General features: G+C 76.8%; 15 protein-coding genes and 1 riboswitch. Of the genes, 9 read left to right on the forward strand and 6 right to left on the reverse strand.

Annotated elements, in window-relative coordinates; genetic code table 11:
• Window positions 1-19 precede the first annotated feature (19 nt).
• From ACRYR9_RS04235 to ACRYR9_RS04245, 3 genes are all read right to left on the reverse strand, one after another.
• A complete protein-coding gene (locus ACRYR9_RS04235; protein ID WP_432492897.1) occupies window positions 20-514 on the reverse strand; it encodes an HNH endonuclease in 495 nt (164 codons plus the stop codon).
• Between the two features lie 577 nt (window positions 515-1,091).
• Window positions 1,092-1,973 carry a C40 family peptidase gene (locus ACRYR9_RS04240; protein ID WP_432492895.1) on the reverse strand — a complete coding sequence of 294 codons (882 nt, stop codon included), beginning with the start codon at window positions 1,971-1,973 and terminating at the stop codon, window positions 1,092-1,094.
• A 5-nt stretch (window positions 1,974-1,978) separates the two neighbouring features.
• Window positions 1,979-2,148: riboswitch (cyclic di-AMP (ydaO/yuaA leader) on the reverse strand.
• 154 nt (window positions 2,149-2,302) lie between these two features.
• The gene (locus tag ACRYR9_RS04245) at window positions 2,303-2,989 is read right to left on the reverse strand and encodes a metal-dependent transcriptional regulator (protein ID WP_432492893.1); all 687 of its coding nucleotides are present in this window, start codon (window positions 2,987-2,989) and stop codon (window positions 2,303-2,305) included.
• A gap of 107 nt (window positions 2,990-3,096) precedes the next feature.
• Here ACRYR9_RS04245 and ACRYR9_RS04250 point away from each other — a divergent pair, with 107 nt between their 5' ends.
• Window positions 3,097-3,711, forward strand: coding sequence for a malonic semialdehyde reductase (locus ACRYR9_RS04250; RefSeq protein ID WP_432492891.1), 615 nt, complete (start codon window positions 3,097-3,099; stop codon window positions 3,709-3,711).
• A gap of 10 nt (window positions 3,712-3,721) precedes the next feature.
• Here ACRYR9_RS04250 and ACRYR9_RS04255 read toward each other — a convergent pair whose 3' ends face one another.
• A complete protein-coding gene (locus tag ACRYR9_RS04255; protein WP_432492889.1) occupies window positions 3,722-5,005 on the reverse strand; it encodes an MFS transporter in 1,284 nt (427 codons plus the stop codon).
• A 753-nt stretch (window positions 5,006-5,758) separates the two neighbouring features.
• Between ACRYR9_RS04255 and ACRYR9_RS04260 the strand changes: the two genes are divergently transcribed.
• From ACRYR9_RS04260 to ACRYR9_RS04280, 5 genes are all read left to right on the forward strand, one after another.
• Window positions 5,759-6,451, forward strand: coding sequence for an NUDIX hydrolase (locus ACRYR9_RS04260; RefSeq protein ID WP_432492887.1), 693 nt, complete (start codon window positions 5,759-5,761; stop codon window positions 6,449-6,451).
• A gap of 64 nt (window positions 6,452-6,515) precedes the next feature.
• The gene (gene nadA / locus ACRYR9_RS04265) at window positions 6,516-7,811 is read left to right on the forward strand and encodes a quinolinate synthase NadA (protein ID WP_432492885.1); all 1,296 of its coding nucleotides are present in this window, start codon (window positions 6,516-6,518) and stop codon (window positions 7,809-7,811) included.
• Entirely contained in the window at window positions 7,808-9,388 is a 1,581-nt protein-coding gene (gene nadB, locus ACRYR9_RS04270; RefSeq protein ID WP_432492883.1) for an L-aspartate oxidase, read from the forward strand. The genes nadA and nadB overlap by 4 nt, the downstream gene beginning before the upstream one ends.
• Complete coding sequence (nadC, locus tag ACRYR9_RS04275; protein WP_432492881.1) at window positions 9,385-10,269, forward strand: carboxylating nicotinate-nucleotide diphosphorylase; 885 nt, start codon at window positions 9,385-9,387, stop codon at window positions 10,267-10,269. Before nadB ends, nadC begins: the two co-directional genes overlap by 4 nt.
• Window positions 10,266-11,399 (forward strand): cysteine desulfurase family protein, encoded by a 1,134-nt coding sequence (locus tag ACRYR9_RS04280; protein WP_432492879.1) that lies wholly within the window; start codon window positions 10,266-10,268, stop codon window positions 11,397-11,399. Before nadC ends, ACRYR9_RS04280 begins: the two co-directional genes overlap by 4 nt.
• Window positions 11,400-11,420: 21 nt before the next feature.
• Here ACRYR9_RS04280 and ACRYR9_RS04285 read toward each other — a convergent pair whose 3' ends face one another.
• Window positions 11,421-13,595: an EAL domain-containing protein gene (locus tag ACRYR9_RS04285; protein WP_432492877.1), complete on the reverse strand. Its 2,175-nt coding sequence runs from the start codon at window positions 13,593-13,595 to the stop codon at window positions 11,421-11,423.
• Between the two features lie 253 nt (window positions 13,596-13,848).
• Here ACRYR9_RS04285 and ACRYR9_RS04290 point away from each other — a divergent pair, with 253 nt between their 5' ends.
• The gene (locus ACRYR9_RS04290; RefSeq protein ID WP_432492875.1) at window positions 13,849-15,309 is read left to right on the forward strand and encodes a diguanylate cyclase domain-containing protein; all 1,461 of its coding nucleotides are present in this window, start codon (window positions 13,849-13,851) and stop codon (window positions 15,307-15,309) included.
• Between the two features lie 31 nt (window positions 15,310-15,340).
• Here the strand turns inward: ACRYR9_RS04290 and ACRYR9_RS04295 are convergent, their stop codons facing one another.
• Complete coding sequence (locus tag ACRYR9_RS04295) at window positions 15,341-16,618, reverse strand: multidrug effflux MFS transporter (protein ID WP_432492873.1); 1,278 nt, start codon at window positions 16,616-16,618, stop codon at window positions 15,341-15,343.
• A 67-nt stretch (window positions 16,619-16,685) separates the two neighbouring features.
• Here ACRYR9_RS04295 and ACRYR9_RS04300 point away from each other — a divergent pair, with 67 nt between their 5' ends.
• Together ACRYR9_RS04300 and ACRYR9_RS04305 are read left to right on the forward strand one after the other, a co-directional pair.
• Window positions 16,686-17,138: a MarR family winged helix-turn-helix transcriptional regulator gene (locus ACRYR9_RS04300; RefSeq protein WP_432492871.1), complete on the forward strand. Its 453-nt coding sequence runs from the start codon at window positions 16,686-16,688 to the stop codon at window positions 17,136-17,138.
• A gap of 98 nt (window positions 17,139-17,236) precedes the next feature.
• Window positions 17,237-17,959 carry a FadR/GntR family transcriptional regulator gene (locus tag ACRYR9_RS04305; protein WP_432492869.1) on the forward strand — a complete coding sequence of 241 codons (723 nt, stop codon included), beginning with the start codon at window positions 17,237-17,239 and terminating at the stop codon, window positions 17,957-17,959.
• The last annotated feature ends 52 nt before the right edge of the window (window positions 17,960-18,011 follow it).

Below are 18,011 nucleotides of genomic sequence, written 5' to 3' on the forward strand. Positions count from 1 at the left end.
CACCCGCCGGCGGCACCGCTCAGGCGGCCTGGGCCAGGTACTCGTCCCAGCGGGGGTCCGCCTGCTCGGCCCCGCGCACCGCCCACGACGCCCCGCGCGGGGCCCCGGGGCGGAACGGCAGCGCCCAGCCCATCTCCTCCGGGGTCCGGTTCCCCTTGGCGTTGTTGCAGCGCACGCAGCAGGCCACGAGGTTCTCCCACGTGTCCGGCCCGCGGCGGCTGCGCGGCAGCACGTGGTCCACCGTGGTGGCGTGACCGCGGCAGTAGGCGCAGCGCTGGTGGTCGCGGCGCAGCACCCCGCGCCGGCTGACCGGGACCACCGACCCCCGCGGCACCCGCACGTAGCGGGTCAGCAGGATCACCGACGGCCGTTCCAGGCTCACCGTCGCACCCACCACCGGATCCGCGTCGGCCAGCACCACCGACGCCTTCCCGGCGAGGACGAGGACGAGCGCCCGGCGGAAGGACACCACCGCGAGCGGTTCGTAACCGGCGTTCAGCACGAGGGTTCTCACGACCACCTCCACGGACGACGAGAGGCGCCGTCCCCGGTGGGGACGACGCCTCTGGGAGCGACGACGTGCGCGGTGGGATGCACGTGCTGGCGCACGTGCGCGCACCGGCGCACCGCGGGCACCCCCACTGTCATCGGGGGCAGGTACGGACGTGGCGCGGAGGAGCGCGCGCGCTGCACGGCCGTCGGACTGGACACGCTCGCCTCCGCTCCCGCTGTCGTCGTGACCGCACTGTACGTCGCGCGGGGGCGCTGGGACACGTGTTTCGTCCTGGTGCGACTCCGTGGGGTTCCCGGGTGCGGGCGTCGGCGGGTGCTGCGGTGCCGCCGGGCCGAGGCCCGCTCCGCGCGGTGGTGCGGTCGAAGGGAGGTGGGGTGCTCTCGTCGACGGGCGTCCGGAGCCCGCCCTCCGCACCCGGGTGGGGTGCGCACCCGGTCGCGGGCGGAGAGCCCGGCGACGAGAGCACCCCACCTCCCGGGCGTGAACGCGCTCCGGGCCCGGACCCGGACCCGGACCCGGACGTGGAACGGGCCCGGCACCTCGCAGGAGGTGCCGGGCCCGGTCTGAGGGGGCGTCGTCAGGCGACGGGCGCCACGCGGCCGAAGACCGCGGAGTCGCTCCACACGGAGCGGAGCTGGACGGGCTTGCCGCTGCGGGGGGCGTCCCACATCATCCCGTCGCCGGCGTAGATGCCGACGTGGTACGCGCGGCCGCCGTCGGTGAAGAAGACCAGGTCGCCGGCCACGGCCTCGCCGCGGGAGATGCGCGCGCTGGCGCCGAGCTGCGCGTTGGCGGTGCGCGGCACGGAGATGCCGACCTGGCGCAGGACGTAGCTCGTGTACCCGGAGCAGTCGAAGCCGGCCGGGGTGGTGCCGCCGTACACGTAGGGCACACCCGCGTAGTCGTCGGCCACGGCGAGGATCTGCTGACCCAGCGACGGGGCGGGGGCCGGGGCGGGCGGCGCCTCGACCACGGGGGCCGGGGCGGGGGCGACCGCCTGGACGGCGGGGACCGCCCGGGCGGCGTCGAGGACGGCCTGGTCGACCGAGGCCTCCACGACGGGCGCGTCGACGGCGCTGCGGGTGCTGCGCTCCACGACCACCGGCGGGGGCGGCGGCGCGGGGGTCGGCACCGTGCTGAAGGCGGCCAGGGTGGTGACCACACCCGCCGTGGCGGGTGCGGAGACCACGCCGACGGCGGTGGTGCCGAAGGCGGAGTCGACGGCGGTGGTCAGCTCAGCGCTGACGGCGGTGCTCACCGTGCCGACGGCCGCGGGGGCCGCGGCGGGGGCGGCACCGGCCGGCACCGCGACGGTGACGAGCAGCCCGCCGGCGGCGGCGACGACGGCGCCGGCGCGGCCGGCGTCACCGGCACGGCGGCCGATGGCGTCGCCGAGGTCGGTCAGGGGCGTGCGGGGACGGACGGGCGCGCGGTGGCGCGCCGGGACGCGAGTCGTCAAGGTGGTGTGCCTCTCCGACGCCTGCGAGGTGAGCTGTCGGGTTCGGGCGGGAGTATCGCCCGGCCGGTTCTCACCGGCTTCACCCCAAGGACGCTCACCCCGGCCTGGCTGGCCGTCGGATCACGCCCGGGAAATTGGTTCCCCCGTCCCTGCCACACGTGTGCGTGGGACCTCGACGCGGTGGCAGGGCTCGGCGTCCGTGCGAGGGCTCCCGCGTGAACGTTCACGGAAGCGGGTGGACCATAACCCCTCCGGCCCCCCGATGTCACGACCCGGTGACGTCCACGTGGCAGTCGCGTGACGAACCGGCGTCGAGCGTGCTGCGGCGCTCAGCCCCGCGCGGCCACGAACAGGTGCGAGGCCTCGGCGGTGCTCAGCTCCAGCACCGCGTCCCCCAGGGCCACCTCGTACCCGCTCGCCGAGGCCTTGACGACGACCTCCGCGCCCGGTCGCAGCCCCGCCCCGGCGAAGCGGGCCAGCAGCTCCACGTCGGTCTGCAGCGGCTCGCCCAGGCGGCGCACCACGACGGGCGCGCCGTCCGCGCCGGCCGTCGTCAGGGGCTGCACGCCGGTGCGGAAGTCCTCGGTGGACGCGACCTCGCCGAGCTCCTCCAGCCCGGGGATCGGGTTGCCGTACGGGGAGGAGTGGGGGTGGTCGAGGATGTCGACGAGGCGCTTCTCGACCTCCTCGGAGATGACGTGCTCCCAGCGGCACGCCTCCTCGTGCACCAGCGACCACTCCAGCCCGATGACGTCGGTGAGCAGCCGCTCGGTGAGCCGGTGCTTGCGCATGACGCGCATCGCCTTGGTGCGGCCGGTGTCGGTGAGCTCCAGGCGGCGGTCGGTGCCGACGTGCAGCAGCCCGTCGCGCTCCATGCGCGCCACCGTCTGGGAGACGGTGGGGCCGGAGTGGTGCAGGCGCTCGGCGATGCGGGCGCGCATCGGCACGATGCCCTCCTCCTCGAGCTCGAAGACCGTCTTGAGGTACATCTCGGTGGTGTCGATGAGGTCGCTCACGGCGCCCATCATCCGTCATCGGCGTGCCCGCACGCACCGGTCCACCGGCCCGGCGGAGCGCGTGCGACGGTGGTGGCACCCCGACCCGAGGAGAGCTGAGGAGCCCCGTGAGCACGCCCGCCGTCCCCGGCCCACGCCCCGTCCTCGACCCGGCCGCGCTGGAGCAGCTGTTCACCGGCGCGCGCACCGCGCACCGGTTCACGGACGAGCCCGTCACCGACGAGCAGGTGGCCGCGATCGTGGAGCTCGTGAAGCACCCGCCGACCAGCATGAACACCCAGCCGATGCGGCTGCTGCTGGTGCGTTCCCCCGCCGCGCGCGAGAGGCTCGCGACGATGATGAGCGGCGGCAACGGGGACAAGACCAGAGCGGCACCGCTGAGCGTCGTGGTGGCCGCCGACCGCCGCTTCGACGAGGAGATGCCGCGCCTGCTCCCGCACGCCCCGCGGGCGCGGGAGGTCTTCGCCGACGACGCGCTGCGCGAGCGGACGGCGGTGTTCAACACCGCCCTGCAGCTGGGCTACCTGATCCTGAGCGTGCGGGCGGTGGGGCTGGGGGCGGGGCCGATGACCGGCATCGACGCACCGGCCATCGAGCGGGAGTTCTTCCCCGACGGCGAGCACGCGGTCGTGGCGGTCGTGAACGTCGGCGTGCCCGACCCGGCGGGCTTCCGGCCGCGCGGTCCGCGCCTGGCGCCGGAGGAGGTCGTCCGCACCGTCTGAGCCACCCCGCTCAGGGCTGCGGGTGCAGCGCGTCGTAGCGGGTGAACCCCCGCTGCGCGCGCGCCAGCGCCAGGACCGCCACCACGCACGCGAGCCCGCCGGCGAGGGCGGCGACCCCCTCGCCGGTGAGCTCGGCGGTGCCGCCGAGCACGACGTCACCCAGCCGCGGCCCGCCGGCGACCACGACGATGAACACGCCCTGCAGCCTGCCGCGCAGCGCGTCCGGGGTCGCCACCTGCAGGATCGTGCCGCGGAAGATCGAGCTGACGGCGTCAGCGGCACCGCAGACGGCCAGCAGCGCGGTGCAGGCGCCCAGGCGCCAGCCGGCGCCGTCGGGCGCGGCCACCAGGACGGCACCGAAACCGGCCACCGCGGTGCCGTAGACGGCGACGCAGCCGACGACGACGGCACCCTGGCGGCGCACCTGCCCCAGCGGCCCGGAGAACAGCCCGGCCAGCACCGAACCGGCGGCGAAACCCGCCCCGAGGACCCCCACGGTGCGCGCTCCCCCGCCCAGGTCCACGGCGCCGATCGCCGGGTACAGCACGCGGGGCATGGCCAGGACCATGGCGCACAGGTCCACCAGGAACGTCATGCGCACGTTCGGCCGGGTGCCCAGGAAGCGCACGCCCTCCAGGACCGAGCGCACACCCGCGCGGCGCGGCGCGGCGGCGCGCGCCGGCGGCATCGGCGGCAGCCCCCACACCCCGGCCAGCGCGGCCACGAAGGTGACGGCGTCCACGGTGTACGCGACGCGGAACCCGCCGGCGTCGACGAGGACACCGGCCAGCAGCGGGCCGACGGTCAGGGCGATGGCGCCGGTCGTCCCGGACAGGGCGTTGGCGGCCGGCAGGTGCGCGGCGGGCACCAGGCCGGGCACGATCGCGGAGCGGGCGGGGTTGCCCACGGCGAACGCGGCGCTCTGCAGCGCCACGAGGCCGTAGAGCAGGTGCAGGGAACCGACCTCCAGCCACGCCTGGGCGGCGAACGCGAGGGAGAGGACCCACAGCGCCACCGAGGCGGCCAGCGCCACCCGGCGGCGGTCGTGCACGTCGACGAGGGCACCGCCGTACAGGCCCAGCGCGACCAGCGGCACGAGCGCGAAGACGCCCACCAGCCCCACGGCGAAGGTCGAGGACGTCAGGGCGTACGCCTGCAGGCCGACGGTGACGACGGTGAGCTGGGTGCCGATCCCGGCCAGGGACTGCCCGACCCACAGCCGGCGGAACGCGGGGCTCTCGCGCAGCGGGGTGGTGTCCACCAGCCAGCGCCGGCGGGCGGGGAGGGGGTTCACCCGACGAGGGTAGGTGGTGCGCCGAGGCCACCACGGCGCCTGCGGCGGGAGCCGGGCGCGGAAAGGCCCCCGGGCGCTTCCTCCCCCGCTCGGCGGGGAGAGGGCCGGCTGGACTGGCCGGCGCCCGGGGACCCGGTGACTGCCGTGGTTTCGCCGCGCCGCGCGGGGCGACCAGAGCGGTCCGCGTCCATCGCGCGGCTGCTAGCGGGCAGCCACCTCACGCGTCCGATGAGAACTCATGTACCGGACCACCTCCTCTCCCGTGTACCTCGACGGTACGTCCGCCCCCCGGGAGTTGTCACCCCGGTTTCGCCGTGGGCGAGCGCGGGCCCCGGGTGCGGACCGACGAGGCGGTTGTCCCACCACGGTGCGGCTGCGCGGTGGCCGGGTGGCGGGTGCCGGCGGGTGCTCCGGCCGGCTCTCCGCGGATCGAGCACCCGGTCAGCAGGCCGCGGAACCCCGTGCGCGGGTGAGGACGGAGGGTGCCGGGGCGTGCTGGTGCCCGGGCGTCCGGAGCCCGCCCGCAGCGCACCGGCGGGACGGTGCTCCCGGCAGCGGGCGGAGAGCCCGGGCACCAGCACGCCCCGGCACCCGGACACGGCCCCCGACCACGGCACCGAGCTACGGCGCCCCGAGCAGAGGACGCTTGCCAGCCCGCACGGCCCTGCCCTACTCTCCCCCGCAGTTGATGTCAGAACCACCCTTACTCCCGCCGCGGCGGACCGGGTGCGCGCGGAGGGTGGCGGGGTTCCGGTGGTGCGGTCCGAGCAGGCGATCCTCGTCGCCGTCTCCACGGTGATCTTCGCCCTGCTGCCCGACCGCGGCGGGGACCTGCGGGTGCACCTGCCCCTGGTGCGGCGGACGCGCGACCCGTTCGGCGGGCAGTGGGCGCTGCCGGGCGGGTGGGTCCGCCACGACGAGAGCCTCAGCGACGCGGGCCGGCGCACCCTGGCCGAGACCACCGGCCTGCGCCCCAGCTACCTGGAGCAGCTGTACACGTTCGGCCGGCCCGACCGCTCGCCCGGCCGGCGCGTGGTCTCGGTGGTCTACTCCGCGCTGGTGCGCAGCCACCTGGCGGCCGCGGCCGTCGAGGGCGAGAACGTGCGCTGGACCGCGGCCGACGACTGCACCGGCCTGGCCTTCGACCACGACGAGATCGTCCGGTACGCCCTGTGGCGGTTGCGGACCAAGGTGCAGCACGCCCACGTCGCGCTGCACCTGCTGCCCGAGCGGTTCTCCCTCGCGGAACTGCGAGAGGTGCACGAGGCGATCCTGCAGCGCGCCCTGGACCCGGCGAACTTCCGCCGCCAGGTGGAGCACTCCGGAACCATCGTGCCCACCGGGGAGCGGCAGACCGGCGGGCGGCACCGCCCGCCGAAGCTGTACCGGGCCGTCCTCCCGGAGGGTTCGGCCGGTCCGCTGCAGACCGCCGGCCCCCTGGCCTGAAACCCTTCCCACCCGTCCGCCGGCTCCCCTCCCGGCGGGAGCCGAACCCGAGAGAGAGCTCGCCATGGCGTCCGTCCCCACGCAGATCGCCCTGCTCGCCCGCGCCCCGCAGGGCGCGGGCGACGAGACGTGCGACCCCGACCTGCCCAGCGGCCCCTGGCAGTTCGACGCGGTCCCCGGCCTGCCGCTGCCCGCGCCGACGTACGGCGCGGGCGCCTCCCGGCAGGACCCCGCCCCGGCCACCACACCGGTGCAGCAGCAGATCCCGGCCGAGTACCGGCTGCTCGGCCCGGAGGAGCTGGACCGGCGCATCCGCGCCGCGAAGGCGGAACTGGGCAGCCGGGTGACGATCCTCGGGCACGCCTACCAGCGCGACGAGATCGTGCGGTACGCGGACTTCGTCGGCGACTCCTTCCAGCTGGCGCAGCAGTCCCAGCGCCACCCCGAGGCGGAGTCGGTGGTGTTCTGCGGCGTGCACTTCATGGCCGAGACCGCCGACCTGCTCACCACGGACGAGCAGCCGGTGATCCTGCCGAACCTGGCGGCGGGGTGCTCGATGGCCGACATGGCCGACATCGACGCGGTGAACGCCTGCTGGGAGCAGCTCACCGCGCTGTACGGCAGCGAACCCGACGCCGACGGCAGGGTTCCGGTGCTGCCCGTCACCTACATGAACTCCGCCGCCGCGCTGAAGGCCTTCTGCGGCGCGCACGGCGGGATCGTCTGCACCTCCTCCAACGCCCGCGAGGTGCTGGAGTGGGCGTTCGAGCGCGCGCAGCGGGTGCTGTTCTTCCCCGACCAGCACCTGGGGCGCAACACCGCCAAGGCGATGGGCGTGCCGCTGGAGGCGATGCCGCTGTGGGACCCGCGCAAACCGCGCGGCGGGAACTCCCCCGAGGCGCTGACCGGCGCCCGCGTGGTGCTGTGGCGGGGCTGGTGCTCGGTGCACCAGCGGTTCACGGTGGAGCAGATCGAGGCGGCCCGCGCCGCGAACCCGGACGTGCGGGTCGTGGTGCACCCGGAGTGCCCGGTGGAGGTCGTCGACGCCGCCGACGAGAGCGGTTCCACGCAGTACATCCAGCGGGTCGTGGACGCGGCGCCCGCCGGCACGGCGTTCGCGATCGGCACCGAGGTCAACATGGTGCGCCGCCTGGCCGACACCCGCCCGGACCTCACCATCACCTGCCTGGACCCGGTGGTGTGCCCGTGCTCGACGATGTACCGCATCCACCCCGCCTACCTCGCGTGGGTGCTGGAGTCGCTGGTGCGCGGCGAGGTCGTGAACCGGGTGAGCGTCCCGGCGCAGGTGGCGGCAGACGCCCGCACCGCGCTGGAGCGCATGCTGGCCGTCCGGCCGTGAGCCCCGCGGTCACCTCCTGCGACGTCCTCGTCGTCGGTGCCGGCATCGCGGGGATGACCGCGGCGCTGGACGCCGCACGCTCGGGGTCGGTCGTGCTGGCGACCAAGACGAGCCTCGGCGACGGCAGCAGTCGGTGGGCGCAGGGCGGCATCGCCGTGGCCGCGGACGCGGACGACGTCGCCGCGCACGTGGCCGACACCCTGGCCGCCGGCGCCGGGCTGTGCGACCCGGGTGCGGTGCAGGCGGTGTGCGCGGCGGGGCCGGCGGCGCTGCGCGCGCTCCTGGGGCGCGGGGCGCAGTTCGACCGCGACGCCGGCGGGGGCTTCTCCCTCGGCCTGGAGGCGGCGCACTCGCGGCCGCGGATCCTGCACGCCGGCGGGGACCGCACCGGTGCGGCGGTGACGGCGGCGCTCGCCGCGGCCGTGCGCCGCAGCGGCGTCGCCGTGCACGAGGAGGCGTTCCTCGCCGGCCTGGTGGTGCGCGGCGGCCGGGTGGTGGGCGCGGACCTGCTGCTGCGCGACGCCCGCGGTGCGGACGTGCCGCACCGGGTCGAAGCGGGCGCGGTGGTGCTCGCCACCGGCGGGGCGGGGCAGTTGTTCAGCCGCACCACGAACCCCGCCGTCGCGACCGGTGACGGCCTGGCCGCCGCGTGGCGCGCGGGCGCCGGCCTGGCGGACCTGGAGATGGTGCAGTTCCACCCCACGGTCGCGGCCGTCGGCGAGCCGTTCCTCGTCTCGGAGGCCGTGCGCGGTGACGGCGCGGTGCTGCTCGACGCGGCCGGGCACCGGTTCATGCCAGCGATCGACCCGCGCGCGGAACTCGCCCCCCGCGACGTCGTGGCCCGCGCCACGGCCCGGGCGGTGGCCGCGCACGGCGGGAGCCCGGCCCTGCTGGACGCCACCGGGCTGCGCGCGCGCACCGCGCGGGGTTTCGCCGGGCGCTTCCCCGGGATCGCCGCGCTCTGCGCGGCGGCCGGGATCGACCCGGACCGCGAACCGGTGCCCGTGACCCCCGCCGCGCACTACCTGATGGGCGGGGTGCGCACGGACGCCCGCGGCCGCACGGGGGTGCCGGGGCTGTGGGCGGCCGGGGAGGTCGCGTGCACGGGCGTGCACGGCGCGAACCGGCTGGCGTCGAACTCCCTGCTGGAAGCGCTGGTCACCGGTTCCCGGGTGGCCGCCGACGTCGCGGCGGTCGGCGCCGGGGCGGACGCCGCACCGCCGCCGTTCGCCGCCGACGAGGTGGTGGAACTGCCCGGCGGGGCCGGCCTGCCCGCCTCGCACGTGGCCCGCCGCGACCTGCGGGCGGCGGTGTGGGAGCACGCCGGGCTGTTCCGCGACGCGGTCGGCCTGCAGGTCGCCGCGAAGCTGCTCACGCCCGAGGAGCACCCCCTGGACCTGGCGGACGCGCCCGGCGCGGACCGCCGCGCCCACGAGGACGCCAACCTGCTGCTGGTGGCCCGCCTGCTCGTGACGGCGGCGACGCTGCGCGCGGAGAGCCTCGGCGCGCACCACCGCCAGGACCACCCCGAGACCCCCGGCGCACCGCGCCGTCGCACCCTGCGGAGGACCGCGTGAACCACCCGTCAGACCCCGCGGCGGTCGTCGCCGCCGCCCTCGCCGAGGACGCTCCCTGGGGGGACGTCACCAGCGAGGCCCTGCTGCCGCCCGGTGCCGTCGCGCACGCCGAGCTGCGCGCCCGCGAAGCCGGCGTGCTGGCCGGCACCGCCTGCGCCCTCGCTGCTTTCGAGCAGGCCGCCGCCCTCAGCGGTGGTGCGCTGCTGCGCTGCGAGTTCTCCGCGGACGGCACCCGGTTCGCCGCCGGTGACGTGCTGGGGCGCGTCAGCGGCACCGCCCGCGGCGTGCTGCGCGCCGAGCGCGTCGCCCTGAACCTGCTGCAGCACCTGTCCGGGATCGCCACCCTCACCGCGCAGTTCGTCGCCGCCGTCGCCGGGACCGGCGCGCGCGTGGTGGACACCCGCAAGACCACCCCCGGCCTGCGGGTGCTGGAGCGCGCCGCGGTGCGCGCCGGCGGCGGGCGCAACCACCGCTGGTCGCTGTCGGACGCGGTCCTGGTCAAGGACAACCACCTGGCCGTGCTGCTCGCCGAGGGCGTGGACGTGACGACCGCCCTGCGCCGGGTGCGCGAGCGGGTCCCGCACACCACGAGCATCGAGGTGGAGGTGGACCGCCTGGACCAGCTGGAGGCGGTGCTGGCCGCCGACGTCGACGTGGTGCTGCTGGACAACTTCTCCCCGGCCGACCTCGCCGAGGGCGTGCGGCGGGTCCGCGCCGGCTCGCGCGCCCTGGTCGAGGCCAGCGGAGGGGTGCGGCTGGACACCGTCGCGGCCATCGCCGCCACGGGCGTGGACCTGGTCTCGGTGGGCGCGCTGACGCAGAACGCCCGCACGCTGGACCTCGGCCTGGACGTCGCGGTCGCCGCGGGGGTGGCGCCGTGATCTACCTGGACCACGCCGCCACCTCCCCGCCGCGCCGGGAGGTGCTGGAGGCCGTCTGGCCGTACCTGACGCAGGTCACCGGCAACCCCTCCAGCGCGCACGAGGCCGGCCGTGCCGCGAAGTCCGGCCTGGACTCCGCCCGCGCCGGCATCGCGCAGGTCCTCGGCTGCCGGCCCGGGGAGGTCGTGCTCACCGGCGGCGGCACCGAGGCCGACAACCTCGCCGTCACCGGCATCGCCACCGCGGCCCCGCGCGGACGGCACGTGGTGGTCTCGGCGATCGAGCACCCGGCGGTGCTGGAGACCGCCCGGGCGCTGGCCCGTCAGGGTTTCCGCGTCGACGAGGTGGGGGTCGACGAGTTCGGCGTCGTGGACCTGGAGCAGCTGGAGCGCCTGGTCGACGACGGCACCGCGCTGGTGTCGGTGATGCTCGCGAACAACGAGATCGGCACCGTGCAGCCGCTGGCGGAGGTCTCCCGCCTCTGCCGCGCGCACGGCGTGCCGCTGCACACCGACGCCGTGCAGGCCGCCGGTCACCTGAGCCTGGACGTGGACGCGCTGGGCGTGGACGCCCTGTCCCTGTCGGCGCACAAGTTCGGCGGCCTGCGCGGGTGCGGGGCGCTGTTCGTGCGCGGCTCGGTGCCGCTGGAACCCCTGATGCACGGCGGCGGGCAGGAGCTCGGCCGCCGCTCCGGGACCGTGGACGTGGCCGGCGCCGTCGGCACCGCCGTCGCCCTGGGCCTGGCCGAGGCGGCGCGCGAGGAGGAGACCGCACGGCTGGGCGCGTTGCGCGACCGGCTGGTCAGCGGGGTCCTGGCCGCGGTGGCCGGCGCCCGGCTGACCGGCCACCCGGTGCAGCGCCTGGCGCACCACGCCTCGTTCTGCTTCCCCGGCGTGGGCGGGGAGACGGTGCTGGCGGAGCTGGAGGCGGCCGGGGTGGTGTGCTCCAGCGGGTCGGCGTGCTCGGCCGGCTCGGAGGACGCCTCCCACGTGCTGCTGGCCACCGGCCTGGACGCCGACGCCGCGCGCACCGCGGTGCGCTTCTCGATGGGCCCGGGGACGACCGCCCAGGACGTCGAGGAGGTGCTGCGGGTGCTGCCCGCGGCGGTGCGGGCGGCTGCCGGGGCCTGAACCGGCGGCCCGGCGCACGGGTCAGTCCCCGCGCCTGCCCGCACCGCGCACCACGCGCGAGTGCGCCAGGTCCACGAGGGTGGCGGCGTCGCCGGCGTCGCGGGGCGCCGTGGCGCACCCGGTGCCGGCCCGCAGGTCGACGGCGCTCCCGTCGACCTGCACGGGACCGCTCAGCGCGCCGTGCAGGTCCCGCAGCACCCGCTGCACGGCGTCCTCGCCGGGCGGCAGGCCGGGCAGCACGAGGAGGAACTCGTCACCGCCCACGCGCGCCAGCAGGTCGCCGTCGCGCAGCAGCGAGCGCAGTCGCTGGGACGCGGCGATCAGGACGTGGTCCCCGCCGGCGCGGCCGAGCCTGTCGTTGACGGCGCCGAACCCCTCCAGGTCGACGAGGACCACGGCCAGGTCCGCGGCGCCGCGCGCCCGGTGGCGCAGTGCGAGGTCCAGGTGCTCCAGGGCGCGCGCCCTGCCCGCCAGCCCGGTCAGGGGGTCGTGGTGCGCCGCGGGTCCGGCGCGGTGCCGGCGCTCGACGTGGTCGCTGACGTCGACCTGGTTGCCGATGAAGTGGGTGACGGTGCCGTCCGGCGCCGTGACGGGGCTGATGCTGACCTCGTTCCAGAAGGTGCTGCCGTCGCGACGGTGGTTCAGCAGCGTGACCCGCACCGGGCGCCCGGCCCGCAACCGCCGGGCGATCACCGCCACCTGGTCCCGGTCCGTGCCCGGCCCCTGGAGGAAGCGGCAGTTGCGCCCCAGCACCTCGTGGGCGGCGTACCCGGTGAGGCGCTCGAACGCGGCGTTGACGTGCACCAGGGGCGTGTCCGGCAACCGGGCGTCGGCGATGGTGATGCCGTTCTGCGCGGTGGCGATCGCGCGGATCAGCAGGTCGGGCAGCTCGTGCGGGGCGACCTGCGCCGCGACCCCACCGCCCGCGACGACCGGTGGGCCGGGACGGGCGGTCACGGGGCGGGGCCCGGCGTCCACCCGGGTCATGAGCAGCCCGGCCGCGGCGACCACCCGTTCGCGGTCGTAGGTGAGCACGTACTCCAGGACCCGGGGCGTGCCCCGGACGGCGGGGGCGGTGTCGCGGGCGGCGACGGCGGCGGCGAAGTGGGGCGAGACGACGGTGACGACCCACTCGCGCGCCTGGGGGTCCTCGGGGTGCAGCGGGGCTCCGTGCACGCCGGTGCCCGGGCTGGTGCTCACGCCCGGGCCGAGGACGACGGTCAGGCCCGTCGTCGCCGCCAGCGCCTCGTAGCGGCGCAGCGTCCCCGCGCTCAGCGCCGCCACGTCCTGGAAGCAGGCCAGCACGACCGTCATCTCGTCCAGGAGCATCGCCTGGCGCTCGACCTGCCGGGTCACGGCCGACAGCAGCGCCACGCCCGCGCGCTGGACGGGAGCGGTGCCGGCCAGCAGGCCGAAGGCGGTGGCACCGCTCTCGACGGTCCCGGGCGCCGCGGCCGCCACCCGCAGGGGGGTGCCCCACCGCCCGGGCAGCGGGCCGGGACGCCCGAAGTGCCAGCCCTGCCCCAGCACGGCCCCCAGGCCGAGGGCGCGCTGCAGGTGCTCCTGCGTCTCGATGCCCTCGGCCAGGACGCGGGCGCCGGTCCGCTCGGCCTGGGCGTTGACGGCGTTGACGATGGCCGCGACCTGCAGCGTCGGCCGGGTGCGCACCAGCTCCAGGTCCAGCTTGATGACCTCCGGCTGCAGGAACGGCATCAGCGCCAGCGCGGCCGGCTCGGCACCGACGTCGTCGAGGGCCACCGCCCAGCCCACCTCCCGCACCCGTCCCACCCCGGCCAGCAGCTGCGCCGGTTGCCGGAGCAGCTCGCGCTCGGTCACCTCCACCACCACCCGCACGTGGGGCGGGAGCAGGGCGGCGAGCTCGGCGAGCACCGGGCGCGAGAGCCGGGCCAGGGTGACGGGCTCGACGTTGACGAACAGGGTCGCCGGGTGCGCGAGCCCGGCGGCGGTGCCCAGGGTCGCGCGGACGCACGCCTCGTCCAGCCGCACGAGGGCGTCCGCGCCCTGGGCGCGGGCGGCGGCGAAGAGCTCCTGGGGAGGGACGTCGGCGGCGTCGGCGCCCCCCGGTGGACCGGTCCGCCGGGTGCCGCGGACCAGGCCCTCGACGGCGACGACCTCACGGGTGCGCAGGTCCACGATCGGCTGGTGGACGACGCGCAGCGCGGTGGCGGGTCTCACCGGGAGCCCCCGGGGCAGCCCGTCGCGCCGCACCGGCTGAGCCCTCGCGACCGCACGACCGCACCTCCTCGACGTCCCGGCGCCTCCACGGACCGGTGGTGCCGACGCCTCGACAGTAGGGAGGAACGGTTCGGCGCGCCCGCTCGGTGCACCGCAGGGCCGAGCTGCGCGGGTCGTGGCCGGAAAGGACGCTCGGTCACGCGGAGCTACACTTCGTAGTTGAAATGGTGATGAACAGACATCGGCGGGAACAGTGACCGCACTGGACGCGACGGGCGTGCACGTGGACGTCTCGGTCGAGCTGCCCGCACGCGCCGACAGCGCCCCGCGCGCGCGCCGGTACGTGCGCCGGCACGTCCCCGGCCTGGACGAGGCGCTGCGCGAGCGCGCCGAGCAGGTGGTCACCGAGCTCGTCGGCGACCTCGTGCTGCAGCACCCGGCCGCCCCCGGCGCGCGGGTCCTGCTGCGCGTCGCCGTCACCGCCACGACGGTGCGCCTGGTCGTCCACGACGGCTCGGACCGCTCCCGCGAGCGCGCCGGCGCACCGGGTCGTGCGGGCGCGTGGCGGTGGGCGCTGATCGTCGCCCTGTCCGACCGCCACGGCGTGGACGCCGGCGACGACGGCCGGGGAACCACCCTGTGGTGCGAGCTGGACGCGGACGGCGAACCACCGGCGCCGCAGCACCCCGGCGCCGCGCCGGTCCTCACGGCCCCGCTCGCGCCGGCCGGGCGCACGCCGCCGGGACTGGGCGCGCTGCTGGGCGGGGCGGTGACGTTCGGGCAGGCGTGCGGGGCGGTGCTGGACCACCTGCAGGAGACGGTGCCCATGGGCTTCTGGGCCATCACCCGCTACGACGGGCACCGCCAGGTGTCCGTGCACGTGCGCGACGAGGTGTACGGGACGCGGCCCGGCGACGGGCACGACTGGGACGCGTCGTTCTGCAAGCGGATGCTCGCCGGCGCACCGGCCATCGCCCCGGACGCGATGGCGGTGCCCGCCTACGCCGGGGCCGGGGTGAGCCGGCTGCTGCCGATCGGCTCCTACGTGGCCGTTCCGCTGCTGGGTGCCGACGGGCGCCTGTTCGGCACCGTCTGCGGGCTGGACCCCGCCGTGCGGGACGCCTCGCTGACCCGGCACGCCCCCCTGCTGCAGCTGGTGGGCACGTTGTTGAGCGCGCTGCTGCAGCGCGAGCAGCTCGCCGCGCGGCTGCACCGCGCGGCCGGCGAGGCGTTGCGCGAGGCCGAGACCGACGCGCTGACCGGGCTGGCGAACCGGCGGGGCTGGCAGCGGCTGCTGGAGGAGGCGGATCGGCGAGCGCGCACCCCGGCCTGCGTGGCCGTCGTCGACCTGGACGGCTTGAAGCTGGCCAACGACACCCTCGGCCACGCCGCCGGCGACGACCTGCTGCGCCGCACCGCCGAGGTGCTGAGCGCCCACCTGCGCGAGCAGGACGTGCCGGCCCGGCTGGGCGGGGACGAGTTCGGCGTCCTGCTCCCCGCCACCTCGGGCGCGCAGGCCGAGGATGTGGTGCGGCGGGTGCTCACCGCGCTGCGCGCCCGCGGCATCGCGGCGTCGGCCGGGGTGGGTGTGCGTGCCCCCGGCGGGGGCCTGGCCGAGGCGTGGGAGCGCGCCGACCGGGCCATGTACGCCGACAAGCAGCGCAACCGCGGCGGGTCCGCGCGCGGGCACCGGGATCTGGGGGCCGCTTCCTAGAGCGACCCGCGGGTCCCGGTGCGAACGGGGTTCAGCCGTGCCGGCGCTGCGCGGGCACCCCGGTGCCGGTGCGGCGGACGCTGTTCCCGAACGCCGCCCCGCCCAGCGCCACGACGGCCGAGGCCACCATGACGACCGCGAGGTTGAGCGGGCTCGTGCCGCCGCCGAGGCTGACCAGCGGGGAGACCAGGGCGGCGAGGGCGAACTGCAGGGCGCCCAGCAGCGCCGAGGCGGAGCCGGCGGCGCGGGGCACCGCGCTCAGCGCCAGGGCGGTGCCGTTGCCCATGACCAGGCCGAGGGCGGCGACCGCCACGGCGATCGGCACGGCGAACCAGCCGACGGGCACGTCGGCCAGCACGAGGGCGAGCAGCGCCACCGACGCCACCAGGGTGGTGCCCAGGCCGGCGAAGAGCAGGCGGTGCAGGGGGAACCTGCCGGCCAGGCGGGCGGAGACGCCGCTGACCACGGCGAGCAGCAGGGCGTTGACCCCGAACAGCAGGCCGTACTGGACCTCGCCCAGCCCCATGAGCTCCTGGTAGAGGAACGGCGAGGCGGAGATGTAGGCCATCATCACGGCGAACCCGAAGGCGAAGGCCAGGGTGTTGCCGACGTAGGTGCGCGAGCGCAGGTCGCGGGCGGTGGAGCCGGAGCGGGCGCGCAGCTCGCGCGCGGCGGCCCGGCGGGCGGGCGGGTGCGACTCGCGCACCACGGCCAGCACCGCGACCAGCATGACGACGGCCAGGGCGAGGACGACGCCGAGGATGCCGCGCCAGCCGATCGGCTCGACGAGCAGGCTGCCGGCCAGCGGTGCGACGACGGGCGCGAGACCACCGACGATCATCAGCAGGCTCAGGGCGCGCGCGGCGGCGGCCCCGGTGGCGAGGTCGGCGACGACGGCGCGGCCGATGACCATGCCGGCCGCCCCGCCCAGGCCCTGCGCCACGCGGGCGGCGACGAGCACGCCCACCGTCGGGGCGAAGGCGGCCAGGGCGCTGGCCAGGACGCACAGCACGGCGCCGGCGATCAGCGGGCGGACGCGGCCGAAGCGGTCGGAGAGGGGGCCGAAGACGAGCTGGCCGGCGGCGGCGCCGACGAGGAACGCCGTCAGCGTCAGCTGCACGCCGGTCTCGTCGGTGCCGAGGTCGGCGGTCATCCGGGGGAAGGCCGCCAGGTACAGGTCGGTGGCGAAGGGGGCGATCGCGAACAGCAGGGCCAGCACGAGCAGCAGCCCGCGGGTCAGGCCGCGGTGGCCCTGCACGGGCGGGAGGGAGGTGGCGCCGACGGTGTCGGCGGGGGCGGGGGTGGGCACGGTGCTCCTCGTCAGAAAATAATGTCTGCATAACTATAACCACAGAACCACCGGTACTCTCCCCCCCGTGGCAACCACCCCGCCCCCGCCCCGCGACGACGAGCTCGCCGACCTGGCGGACCTGCTCATGACCGTCGCCCGGGACCTGCAGGGCCGGCACGCCGCCGTCGAGGGCGTGGTCCCCCTCACCGCGACCGAGACGACCGTCATGCGCCACCTCGACCGCCACCCCGGCACCTCCCCCAGCGCCGCGGCCGCCGCCACCGGCCTGCAGCGCAGCAACCTCAGCACCGCCCTGCGGGCGCTGGAGGCCAAGGGCCTCGTCGAGCGCGGCCACGGCGACCTCGACGGGCGCGCGGTGGTGCTGCACCCGACCGCCCTGGCCGCCCGGAACCTCGGCCTGCTGCGCGCCCACTGGGCCGAGCGCCTGCACCGCGCCCTGGGCGGGGACCCCGCCGGCGCCCGCGAGGCCCGGGCGCTGCTGGAGCGCCTGGAGCACGGCCTGGCCGCCGACCGGTGAGCCGTGGTGCGCACCCCGGCCCGCACGGGCGCGCGCCGCTAGAGTCGGGCGGCGCCCGGTCGCCGGGGTCGCGATGCCGGGTGGGAGGGGCGGTTCCGTTGCCGCGCAAGTCGCTGGTCAGCCAGGTCGCCGAGACGGTCCTGGACCAGATCGTGCGGGGCGAGCTGCCCGTGGGGGGCCCGCTGCCCACCGAGGCGGAGCTGTGCGAGGCCCACGGCGTGAGCCGGGTGACGCTGCGCGAGGCGCTGAAGACGCTGCAGGCGCAGAACGTCGTGCGCGCGGCCCCCGGCGTGGGCAGCTACGTCAACCCCGTCGGGGAGTGGACCGGCCTGGAGGCGGTGCTGCGGGCGACCTCCGCCGGGGCCGGGGAGGACCTGACCCCCGTGCACCTCGTCGAGGTGCGCCGCATGATCGAGACCGGGGCGGCCGCGCTGGCCGCGACGCACCACGACGCCGCCGACCTGGAGCAGCTCCAGGAGCTGCTGGAGCGGATGCGCGGCGCCCACGAGCGCGCGGACGTGCCGGGGTTCGTGGCCGCCGACATCGCCTTCCACGACGTGCTGCTGCGCGCCTCGCGCAACCCGTTCGTGGCCGTGCTGCTGGAGCCGCTCTCCCGCGTGCTGCGCGAGAAGCGCGAGCAGACCTCCGCGGTCCCGCAGATCCAGGCCCACGCCGTCGAGCAGCACGCCCTGGTGCTGGAGGGCGTGCGCTCGGGCGACCCGGAACGGGCCCGCCGGGCGATGGACGCGCACCTGCAGCAGACGGCCGACGACCTGCGGCGCTACGTGCTCACCCCGCCCGGGCCCACCCCTCCCGGGTGAGCGCACCCCGACGAACGGCTCTCGTGACGTAAGATGTCTGACATCTGACAAC

Origin of the sequence: Kineococcus auxinigenes, assembly GCF_050871525.1 — a bacterium.
In the GTDB taxonomy this organism is placed as follows: Bacteria; Actinomycetota; Actinomycetes; order Actinomycetales; family Kineococcaceae; genus Kineococcus.

Coding starts and splice junctions, on each gene's coding strand:
- nadA (WP_432492885.1), top strand. CDS start 6,516: ATGGCGTCCGTCCCCACGCAGATCGCCCTGCTCGCCCGCGCCCCGCAG.